The sequence below is a fragment of the Aliivibrio sp. 1S175 genome (assembly GCF_001690985.1).
Classification (GTDB): domain Bacteria; phylum Pseudomonadota; class Gammaproteobacteria; order Enterobacterales; family Vibrionaceae; genus Aliivibrio.
In genome coordinates this window covers 265,689-276,322 of record NZ_MAJS01000005.1, presented here as the reverse complement: position 1 = coordinate 276,322, position 10,634 = coordinate 265,689, and the positions used below count along the sequence as shown (strand labels likewise).

Sequence of the window (10,634 nt, the reverse complement as noted above, 5' to 3'; positions counted from 1 at the left end):
CTTTCTGTGAAGAGGACGGTTATTTTATCGAATCAAGCTTCAGTGTCAAGCACTTATTTGAAACTTAAATTCTAAACCATCTTACTAACTCTGATTGCAAACCCCTTATGGGATGGGCTCTCCGTGTCAGTGAGGTCGCATTATAGAGAGTTAGATCACATTGGCAAGCTCTTTTTAAAGATAATTTCATATTTATGCTTTTATGGTTAAAGTACAAGCAAATCAGTGCTAAATTATCTTAATTACCCCATTTTATTAACAGTAACCTATCAATTTCAAGGGCTATCATATGAAATCATCATTACGCAGTTATAAATCTATCTTTCCTACGATTGGTTTACGTACATATATAGATACATCCAGTGTTTTAATTGGAGATATTACCATTGGTGATGATTCTAGCATTTGGCCCTTAGTTGCTGCTCGAGGTGATGTTAATTCTATAATTATTGGTCAACGAAGTAATATTCAAGATGGTTCCATCTTACACGTAACCCATAAGAATGAAGAAAACCCTAAAGGAGCGCCATTACTTATTGGAGATGATGTAACAATAGGACATAAAGTAATGCTTCATGGTTGCGAAATACAACACCGTGTACTTGTAGGGATGGGAAGTATTGTTTTAGATAATGCCATTATTGAATCTGATGTCATGATTGGCGCAGGCAGTTTAGTTCCACCAAATAAAACCCTTAAAAGTGGCTACCTTTATATAGGTAGCCCAGTAAAACAGATTAGAGAATTATCAGTAGAAGAAATTGCCTTTTTAAAAAAATCGGCAATGAATTACGTTTCATTCAAAAATGACTATATAGAGGAAGAAACTAATTAATGATAATTTCACCAGAAGCATTGAATTCTTCATCTTCTATCAATGCTTCTGCTTGTTCTTCTACATCAAAACGATATTCTTCAAAAACACGTAATGCATCTGCATCATTTATTATCACCTCTCCACTTTCAGACTCTAACCATGAAATAGCAACATGACATTGAATTAAATTTCCCATCTGCTGAGCAGAGAATAAAATAGTTTGTGTCTCTTCATTCCATTGAACATCGTCACTAAAAAGGATTGACTGATTCATTTAAATACCTTCTAAGTTTTTTCGTAATTCACGCAATATCTGTTTCCCACCAGGACGAAGACCTCGCCACACAGTAAAACTTTCCGCGGCTTGCCCAACGAGCATCCCTAGTCCGTCATAAGCTTGGTGTGCATGGTGTTTTAATGCCCATTGGTTAAATACCGTTTTTCCTTGACCATACATCATGTCATAGCTAATCGTATTTTTAGAAAAAATTGTTGCACTGATATCAGGTAGCTGTCCAGATAAGCTTGCTGATGTCGAGTTAATAACTATATCAAATGATTCATCAACCTCATTCATCCGTACTGCATTAATAGTTCCGTAATTTGAAAAGATAGTAGCCAGTGTTTCTGCTTTTTCATAAGTACGATTTACGACAGTAATAGAAGAGGGATTTTGCTTTAATAAAGGAAGAAGCACACCACGAGCCGCACCGCCTGCACCTATTAATAAAATGCGCTTACCTTGAAGTGGGATTTGGTATTGCAGTAAATCTTGAACCAGTCCTTCGCCATCAGTATTGTCGCCCAAGACAATTCCATCATCTAATTTCTTTAATGTATTAACCGCACCAGCTAGTTTTGCTCGCTCTGTTAATTGGTTTGCAAATTGAAATGCTTCTTCTTTAAAAGGGACAGTAATATTACAGCCTTTCCCACCGTTAGCGAAAAAATCAGTTACTGCATCTAGAAAACCATCCACAGGAGCCTCAATAGCAACATACTCTAAAGATTGAATTGTCTGACGCGCGAATAAGGTATGTATAAAGGGGGATTTACTTTGTGTTATTGGATTACCAAAAACAGCATACTTATCCATAAGTGATTCCTTTCAATAAATAACGTTAATTAAGTCACCTTACCTTAAAGAAATAATAGATGCATTAGCCTTGGCGTAATGTGTTTCCTGTTTTTGCATCACGAATTTCCGTAGGCTGAGTTCTATTACCTACCTCTCCCTCAAAAATAACGACCCCGGTATCTCCTAACTGTTTCTGAACTTCAGACACGGTTCGACAAGGTTCATAACCTGAAAGGTTTGCACTTGTTGAGGTAATCGGCTTTCCAAACGCTGAACAGATAGCTTTAACTTGTTCATGAGCAGTAACTCTAACTGCGATACTGTCAAACTGGCCAGTAACTAAAAAGTGTGTATTTTGGTTTACAGGAACTATCCATGTCACAGGTCCTGGCCATGTCGACTTTATCTGCTCTATTTGTTTACTCCCTAATTGAGATAAATCAACATAAGGAAGTAATTGCTCAATAGAAGCTGCGATCAATATTAGCCCCTTCTCTTGAGGGCGTTGTTTAACCGCTAATAACTTATGGATTGCAGATTCATTATCTGGATCACAGCCAACACCAAAAACACCTTCTGTCGGGTAGGCGATAACATCACCATTATTTAAGGCTTTTACGACTAGATCTAGATTCTTCACTCTTACACCATTAATTAGACTAAATTAGTCTCTCTATTCTATTGATAAGATTAAATCAAACAACTGCTTTCCATTTTTCAATTGTCAATAATAGTTAATAACTTGTATTTTTCCTTACGCAAACGTTTCCCTTCATCTCAAATACCCATATAATGCTGCCAACTTTTATATATTGCCAATATCTTTATCCAAGGAGTTCACAATGAAAGTCGGTATTATCATGGGTTCAAAATCAGACTGGCCAACAATGAAACTAGCCGCTGAAATGCTTGATCGCTTTAATGTTCCTTATGAAACAAAAGTAGTTTCAGCTCATAGAACCCCACAGTTACTTGCTGACTATGCAACTCAAGCAAAAGATCGTGGTATCAAAGTTATTATTGCTGGTGCTGGTGGCGCTGCTCATCTTCCTGGAATGGCAGCTGCGTTTACTAGTATTCCCGTTCTTGGTGTTCCTGTTCAATCTAAAGCACTTAAAGGGATGGATTCTCTTCTTTCTATCGTCCAAATGCCAAAAGGCATCGCAGTAGGTACTCTTGCCATTGGTGAAGCAGGAGCTGCCAATGCAGGTATTCTTGCAGCTCAAATCATTGGAACATCAAATGAAGAAGTGATGGCCTCTGTTGAAGCATTCCGTAAAGAGCAAACAGATACTGTATTAGCAAACCCAGATCCATCAGAGGACTAATCATGAAAGTGCTTGTACTCGGTTCAGGTCAACTCGCTCGTATGATGGCGCTTGCAAGTGCACCATTGAATATTGAAATTATTGCTTATGACGTAAATAACCAAAATGTTGTACATCCATTAACTCAGCAGCTTATTAATTTATCATTAGAACAAGCTATTGATGACGTTACGGTAATTACTGCTGAGTTCGAACATATTCCACATGATATTTTAGATATATGTAGCCAAAGTGGAAAATTTCAGCCAAATCCTGATGCAATAAAAGCAGGAGGAGATCGTCGCTTAGAAAAAGTGCTTTTGGACAATTCTAAAGTATCTAATGCCAAATACCACATCATCAATACAAAAGAAGATTTCTTAAACGCAATTGATATTGTTGGACTTCCAATGGTATTAAAAAGCGCACTTGGTGGCTATGATGGCAAAGGCCAATGGCGCTTAAAAGAACACGACCAAGTAAACCAAGTTTGGAATGAAATGGAAGAACTTATAAAGAGTTCACCAAACCAAGCAATGGTTGCTGAACAATTTATTCCTTTTAATCGTGAAGTTTCCCTGATCGGTGCTCGTAATAAAAATGGTGATATGGTGACATATCCTCTAACAGAGAATGTTCACGTTGATGGGGTGCTCGCACTATCAACAGCCTTAGAGGGTACCAGTGAATTACAACAGCAAGCCGATAAGATGTTTTCAGCTATCGCTGATGAACTTAACTATATAGGTGTGCTTGCAATTGAGTTCTTTGATGTCAATGGACAGCTACTAGTAAATGAAATTGCACCTCGAGTTCATAACTCTGGTCACTGGACACAACAAGGTACTGATGTTTGTCAATTTGAAATGCACATACGAGCTGTATGTAATTTACCTCTAAACGGTACTGAGCTACTTAGGTCAACAGCCATGATCAATATTCTAGGCGAAGATTCTTTACCAAAAAATATACTCACGATGCCCAACTGCCATGTTCATTGGTATGGTAAAGAGAAAAGGGCTGGAAGAAAAATGGGACACATAAATGTATGTGCCTCATCTTCAGAAAATCTACAAAAGGAACTGGCTACACTATCAACAATACTAGACAGGGACGCTTTCCCTGTTCTTGCATAAGATAATTGATATAGAGTAACTCTATCTATTTTTAGGAATAGTTATCGAGTTACTCTTTCTTTCCTTGTATCGCACTGCATTTTTTATCTGCACAAACAAGCTTTACTCCTGCCGCCGTTTCTTTCTTCAGTAATAAAGAAAAACCACACATTTGGCAACTACCACTCTGGGGCTCTAAATTAACGACAAAACGACAATTTGGATACCCGTCACACGCATAAAATGCTTTACCAAAACGTGATTTTTTTTCATGCAAAAGACCTTTATGACAGCTTGGGCAATCAATATGCACTTTCGGATCTTCTTTTTTTTGTTCCAATGACTCTATATGCGTACATTTAGGGTAAGAAGAACAACCAACAAACATTCCATAACGGCCTTGCCTTAGTACTAACTCACTCTCACACTCAGGGCAAGGAACGCCTAATTCTTTTACTATATGACCATCATTACTTTTTAGTGGGCGAATATACTCACACTCAGGATAGTTATTACACCCTAAAAATGGCCCCCTTTTGCCGTAGCGAATAGTTAATTCACCACTACATTCAGGACAAGATTCATGCTCTAAAGCGTGTTCATGAGCTTTAAATAATTGCTTATCTATTTTTCCAGACATCCAATAAAACCTTAATGCGTCATACCGACATCGGCAGTATAAAGTAACTCTTCCATCTGTGTATAAGCGCTTTCTTGACCAGGGACGTTAAATAACACCATTAACACAACCCATTTCAAATCATCTAATGACAACTCATCAGTTTCTAAAGACATTACCTGCTCAATAACCATTTCTCTAGTTTCACAGGTAAGTACTTTTATTTGTTCTAAAAATAATAAAAAACCACGACAATCAGTATCAATACCATCAATTTCTTGCTGGGTATAAATACGCATTGACGTCGACGTATTTTTCTCGATATGTGTAAAGGAATCATCTTCTTGTAAACGAGCTAAATCTTCCAACCAATCCAGCGCTTTATAGACTGCGTCTTGGTGGAATCCGGCTTTAAGTAACTCATCTTCTAATTTTTCTTGATCTACACTTAATTCAACATCACTATGGATATATGTTTCAAATAGATACATCAGAACATCCATCATGGCTAGCCCCTCCGATTTTTAATGTAACCCCCTGGGACTGCAGCGATGAAACCTTGCAACTCTAATTCAAGTAATTGCATCATGATTTCATGTACAGGCATCTGACACCGCTCTGCGATAATATCAACAGGCGTCGCCTCACTGCCTACGGTAGCGAACACTTCAGGAAATGGCAATTGTTCTGTGATAACTTCTTGCTCAAATAATGACGGTTGGTGAGATATTGCGCACTCGGTTAACGCCCCAATTTCGTTAAATATATCTTCAGGCGTAGAAACCAGTTTCGCGCCCGCTCTAATTAATGCATTAGATCCCTTCGCTGTTGGGTTTTGTATTGATCCAGGAAGAGCAAAAACCTCTCGCCCTTGTTCATTCGCATATCTGGCTGTGATTAAAGAACCTGACCGTTCAGCAGCTTCTACGACCAGAACGCCTGTAGATAATCCACTAATTATACGGTTCCGTCTTGGGAAATTGTCAGGCCTTGGAGGTGCATCAGGACGAAATTCTGAAACTAACGCGCCGCTATCAATAACACGGTGCGCCAATGAACGATGTTTTGCGGGATAAATCCTTTCCAAACCAGAACCGAGAACCGCTATGGTTTTACCTTTCGCCTCGATGGCACCATGATGAGCATAGCCATCAACACCTAACGCTAACCCACTAGTAACAACATAATTATGTTGGACAATAGAACAAGCAAATTGTTTAGCACAATCTAACCCCTCAAGACTTGCATTACGACTACCTACGATAGCGACTTGTGGTTCAGATAACGTAAGAGGATCTCCCTTAACAAATAAAACTGGGGGAGGCGCACTAATCTCTGAAAGTAATTTAGGGTATATAGGATTCGTTAGTGCCACTATAGTATTAAGAGCACTTTGATTTTGCCACTCTAAGCATTGATTCACTTCTTTATGCTCAGAGCTTTGTAGGTAAGTAATTTGCGTTGATGACAACCCCAAAGCAATAAGTCGATCTGTGCTGTATTTCAATATATTTTCTGGTGAATCAACCGCCCATAAGCGAGTCATTATTTTTCCACCAATCCGAGGACAAAAACATAAAGTAAGCCAAGCAGATAAATGTGCTTCTGAAGTTGTCATAATTTAATCACTCCTTATTTGGAGAAACAGCTATAACACCTTTATGTATTGGCATCTCACTCCTAGTGATAAGCGCTAAACTAAATGTTTCATAAGGTCGAATAACGATTAACTCTCCAATTTGAGTTTGTGGTAGTTGGTGGCTATTCTTATTTTTTCCCTTATCAAGATCGTAGTAATATTCTCCTTTATTTCCTTTAACAACATAACCTTCTTCTTTCAAAGAAAACATACTGCCTTGAAATAAACCGTCATTACTTCCTCGATCAATAACTGCCACTTGATTCACCGCCAAATATTCACCGCCATCGATAGAACCTAATATGGATACGCCCATTCCTTTTGGTGCTGGTTGTGGGTAAAAAGTAGTCGTCAATTCCTTACTTATCTCACCAGACGTAATTGGAAGAACAACATCATTAATTGCAATTTCTTGTTGCTGCTTAACAACCTTTAACCCACTCATATCTTCAGTGCTTTCGGCCAATTCAGCCGTACCGACTAATCGCAATGCATAGGCCGTTTCTTTTATATCCTTTCTCGAAAATTCATTTACCGTTCTATAAATTCCCCATTCCTTATGTGTTAATTTTGCATCTACATATACTCTCTCATTACTACTTAGAAACTTTCTTCCATCACTTGTCCCAAGTACTCGGAATGATTCCCTATAATTATCTGCATCAATCAATCGATCGGATTGCAAATAAGGCACAACTAAACTCGTTGGCAAAGTTGGAACAGGTTCTTTAACTACCGTTCTCGTTTTAGGTGAAAGTTTTTTAAGTGGTTTAACACTAAGCACAGGGTTGCCGTTAAGCCAAGTCAGACTTAACTTGTCTCCTGGATAAATAAGATGGGGGTTATTAATTTCAGGATTAATTTGCCATAATTTAGGCCAAAACCAAGGGCTATCCAAAAACAAAGCGGATATATCCCACAGTGTATCGCCTTTTTTAACCGTGTAATTACTAGGATAATCTTGTTTTAACACCAATTTATCTTCACCTGAAAATGAAGTTGATGAGAAAACAATAGCACTACAAAATGAAGTGAAAATGAATATTTTTTTAAACATGGTCCGCTTTCCTTATCAGACATTTGAACCGATGCTGTCATTTGCTTAATAAAATGTCTAGAATTGGAGCTATTAGGTTTACGCCGTTTACGGCGCAGTTCAACATTTAGAGTAATTATGGCTTTATTAGAAGTATTAACGTTCCCGGACGATCGTCTACGTACAGTAGCAAAACCGGTAGAAACAGTAACTCCTGAGATTCAAAAATTCATTGATGACATGATTGAAACCATGTACGACGAAGAAGGTATTGGTCTTGCTGCTACGCAAGTCGATTTCCATCAACGTATCGTTGTTATCGATGTATCTGACTCTCGCGATGAACCGATGGTATTAATCAACCCAATCATCACTCAAAAAAGTGGAGATGATGGTATTGAAGAAGGCTGTTTATCGGTTCCAGGAGCAAAAGGGGTGGTTCCTCGTTCAGCTGAAGTTTCAGTGACAGCACTTGATCGCGATGGAAAAGAATTCAGTTTCGATGCTGACGATTTATTAGCTATCTGTGTACAGCACGAATTAGACCATCTTGATGGCAAATTATTCGTTGATTACTTATCGCCGCTAAAGCGTAAGCGCATCAAAGAAAAACTAGAAAAAATCAAAAAATTCAACGAAAAAAAATAATCATTGGTATCGAGGTTCATTTGAACAAACCATTACGCATTGTCTTTGCCGGCACTCCTGATTTTGCTGCTCGTCATTTATTGGCGCTTATCAATTCTCACCATGAAGTGATAGGGGTCTATACCCAACCAGATCGACCTGCTGGTCGAGGGAAAAAACTAACGGCGAGCCCAGTAAAAGAGGTCGCTCTTGAACACAACATACCGGTGTTCCAACCTGAAAACTTTAAAAGCGATGAAGCAAAGCAAGAACTTGCTGAACTGAACGCAGACTTAATGGTTGTAGTAGCTTACGGTTTATTGTTACCACAAACGGTACTAGATACACCTAAATTAGGCTGTATTAACGTTCATGGTTCAATTTTACCTCGTTGGCGTGGCGCAGCTCCAATTCAACGCTCAATCTGGGCTGGCGATGCCGAAACTGGCGTAACCATCATGCAAATGGATATCGGTTTAGATACTGGTGACATGCTAAGTATTGCAACGCTGCCAATTGAAACAACAGATACCAGCGCATCAATGTACAACAAGTTAGCTGAACTTGGTCCTATTGCTTTAGTTGATTGCTTATCTACGATCGCGAATGGCACAGCGGTTGCACAAAAGCAAAACGATGAACTGGCTAATTACGCGAAGAAACTGAGCAAAGAAGAAGCTAAGATTGATTGGACTATGGATGCAGATGCTATTGAACGTTGTGTTCGTGCTTTTAATCCTTGGCCGATGAGCCATTTCTCTGTTGAAGATAAAGCGATAAAGGTATGGCAATCTCGCGTTGAAAATTACGAGGGAGATGCATTACCAGGAACCATCATTCAAGCAGATAAAACCGGGATCTATGTAGCAACAGGTACAAATGCAATTGTATTTGAACAACTGCAAGTTCCTGGAAAAAAAGCAATGGGCGTTCAAGATATTTTGAATTCTCGCAAAGAATGGTTCGAAGTGGGTAATACACTTAACTAACTCTTCAAAACATAAAAAAGGTGGCATAATTGCCACCTTACTTTTTAAATGGCAAATATCGTATTTGCCATTTTATTTTTGCCAATCATATTTTAGGTGATGACATGAACGTTCGTGCTGCGGCAGCAAAAGTTATTTATCAAGTTGTCGATCAGGGTCATTCTCTCTCTTCTGCACTTCCAAAAGCTCAATCCGAAATAAAACCTCGTGATCAAGCTTTACTGCAAGAGATCTGTTATGGCGTACTGCGCTTTCTTCCTCGTTTGGAATCTGTAGCTCAATCGCTAATGGATAAACCATTAAAAGGAAAACAACGTGTTTTTCACCACCTTATTTTGGTCGGAATTTATCAACTAAGCTTTATGCGCATACCTGCTCATGCTGCCGTTGGTGAAACCGTTGAAGGGACTAAAAACCTAAAAGGCCCAAAACTACGAGGCCTAATTAACGGCGTTCTACGTAGCTACCAACGTAACCAAGAAGAATTAGACACTAAATCAATCAGTCATGACTCTGGCAAATATGGCCACCCTGGTTGGTTGTTAAAAATGCTAAAAGAAGCGTACCCAACACAATGGGAATCGATTGTTGAAGCAAACAACAGCAAAGCACCAATGTGGTTACGCGTAAATAGCCAACACCACACTCGCGACGAATATATTGCATTACTTGAAAAAGAAGAAATAGAAGTAACACCACATAGCCAAGCAACAGATGCGCTATTGTTAGATAAAGCGCGTGATGTATTTACCTTGCCTGGTTTTGAGCAAGGTTGGGTATCAGTTCAAGATGCAGCCGCTCAGTTATCTGTAGAGTACTTACAACCACAAGATGGTGAACTCATTCTTGATTGTTGTGCCGCCCCAGGTGGTAAAACAGCACATATTTTAGAACGCACTACAGATACCAATGTCGTTGCTATTGATTGTGATGAAACTCGCTTAACTCGCGTATATGAAAACTTAGAGCGACTTAACTTAACTGCAAAAGTTATTTGTGGTGATGCTCGTCATCCTGAAGAATGGTGGCAGGGCGAACAATTTGACCGTATTTTGTTAGATGCACCTTGTTCTGCAACCGGCGTTATTCGTCGTCACCCAGATATTAAATGGTTACGACGCTCAGAAGACATTAAAGCACTTGCTGAGCTGCAAAGTGAAATCTTTGATGCTATGTGGCTACAATTGAAATCAGGCGGCACCATGGTGTATGCAACCTGTTCAATTACACCACAAGAAAACTGCGAGCAAGTAAAAGCCTTTTTAGATCGTACAAACAACGCATCTTTAATTGATAATACCGACCCAGCTAAACCGGGACGTCAGATTCTTCCTGGTGAAGAAAATATGGACGGCTTCTACTACGCTGTTTTACAAAAAGCATAATCTATATACGAGCGAGCAAGCG

The 10,634-nt window shown here is 39.0% G+C and carries 13 protein-coding genes; 6 read left to right on the top strand and 7 right to left on the bottom strand.

The features are described from left to right. The first annotated feature begins 289 nt into the window (after positions 1-289). Complete coding sequence (locus tag A6E06_RS01990) at positions 290-835, top strand: gamma carbonic anhydrase family protein (protein WP_065594591.1); 546 nt, start codon at positions 290-292, stop codon at positions 833-835. On the opposite strand, the gene A6E06_RS01985 is transcribed toward A6E06_RS01990, so the two are convergent. From A6E06_RS01985 to A6E06_RS01975, 3 genes are all read right to left on the bottom strand, one after another. Continuing rightward, a complete protein-coding gene (locus tag A6E06_RS01985) occupies positions 828-1,091 on the bottom strand; it encodes a DUF1488 domain-containing protein (protein ID WP_065594590.1) in 264 nt (87 codons plus the stop codon). The two genes, A6E06_RS01990 and A6E06_RS01985, sit on opposite strands and share 8 nt — an antisense overlap. Next, positions 1,092-1,913 (bottom strand): shikimate dehydrogenase, encoded by an 822-nt coding sequence (gene aroE, locus A6E06_RS01980; protein ID WP_065594589.1) that lies wholly within the window; start codon positions 1,911-1,913, stop codon positions 1,092-1,094. Between the two features lie 64 nt (positions 1,914-1,977). Further along, complete coding sequence (locus tag A6E06_RS01975; protein ID WP_065594588.1) at positions 1,978-2,535, bottom strand: Sua5/YciO/YrdC/YwlC family protein; 558 nt, start codon at positions 2,533-2,535, stop codon at positions 1,978-1,980. A 202-nt stretch (positions 2,536-2,737) separates the two neighbouring features. Here A6E06_RS01975 and purE point away from each other — a divergent pair, with 202 nt between their 5' ends. Together purE and A6E06_RS01965 are read left to right on the top strand one after the other, a co-directional pair. Further along, positions 2,738-3,223, top strand: a complete 486-nt coding sequence (purE, locus tag A6E06_RS01970) for a 5-(carboxyamino)imidazole ribonucleotide mutase (RefSeq protein ID WP_065594587.1) — start codon at positions 2,738-2,740, stop codon at positions 3,221-3,223. A 2-nt stretch (positions 3,224-3,225) separates the two neighbouring features. Beyond that, positions 3,226-4,338, top strand: a complete 1,113-nt coding sequence (locus tag A6E06_RS01965) for a 5-(carboxyamino)imidazole ribonucleotide synthase (protein ID WP_065594586.1) — start codon at positions 3,226-3,228, stop codon at positions 4,336-4,338. Between the two features lie 49 nt (positions 4,339-4,387). Here A6E06_RS01965 and A6E06_RS01960 read toward each other — a convergent pair whose 3' ends face one another. Genes A6E06_RS01960 through A6E06_RS01945 form a run of 4 tightly spaced genes read right to left on the bottom strand, consistent with a single transcriptional unit; the run spans position 4,388 to position 7,632 of the window. After that, on the bottom strand, positions 4,388-4,957 hold the full coding sequence (locus tag A6E06_RS01960) for a type I DNA topoisomerase (protein WP_065594585.1): 570 nt from the start codon (positions 4,955-4,957) through the stop codon (positions 4,388-4,390). 11 nt (positions 4,958-4,968) lie between these two features. Then, positions 4,969-5,442 (bottom strand): DUF494 family protein, encoded by a 474-nt coding sequence (locus A6E06_RS01955; protein WP_065594584.1) that lies wholly within the window; start codon positions 5,440-5,442, stop codon positions 4,969-4,971. A 2-nt stretch (positions 5,443-5,444) separates the two neighbouring features. Then, positions 5,445-6,554, bottom strand: a complete 1,110-nt coding sequence (gene dprA / locus A6E06_RS01950; RefSeq protein WP_065594583.1) for a DNA-processing protein DprA — start codon at positions 6,552-6,554, stop codon at positions 5,445-5,447. Between the two features lie 7 nt (positions 6,555-6,561). Continuing rightward, positions 6,562-7,632 carry a LysM peptidoglycan-binding domain-containing protein gene (locus A6E06_RS01945; protein ID WP_065594582.1) on the bottom strand — a complete coding sequence of 357 codons (1,071 nt, stop codon included), beginning with the start codon at positions 7,630-7,632 and terminating at the stop codon, positions 6,562-6,564. A 117-nt stretch (positions 7,633-7,749) separates the two neighbouring features. Between A6E06_RS01945 and def the strand changes: the two genes are divergently transcribed. The 3 genes from def to rsmB all read left to right on the top strand — a co-directional run bounded on the left by def (position 7,750) and on the right by rsmB (position 10,612). Next, positions 7,750-8,259: a peptide deformylase gene (def, locus tag A6E06_RS01940; RefSeq protein WP_065594581.1), complete on the top strand. Its 510-nt coding sequence runs from the start codon at positions 7,750-7,752 to the stop codon at positions 8,257-8,259. A gap of 20 nt (positions 8,260-8,279) precedes the next feature. Continuing rightward, positions 8,280-9,227 carry a methionyl-tRNA formyltransferase gene (fmt, locus tag A6E06_RS01935; protein ID WP_065594580.1) on the top strand — a complete coding sequence of 316 codons (948 nt, stop codon included), beginning with the start codon at positions 8,280-8,282 and terminating at the stop codon, positions 9,225-9,227. A gap of 104 nt (positions 9,228-9,331) precedes the next feature. Continuing rightward, entirely contained in the window at positions 9,332-10,612 is a 1,281-nt protein-coding gene (gene rsmB, locus A6E06_RS19735; RefSeq protein WP_065594598.1) for a 16S rRNA (cytosine(967)-C(5))-methyltransferase RsmB, read from the top strand. Positions 10,613-10,634 lie beyond the last annotated feature (22 nt).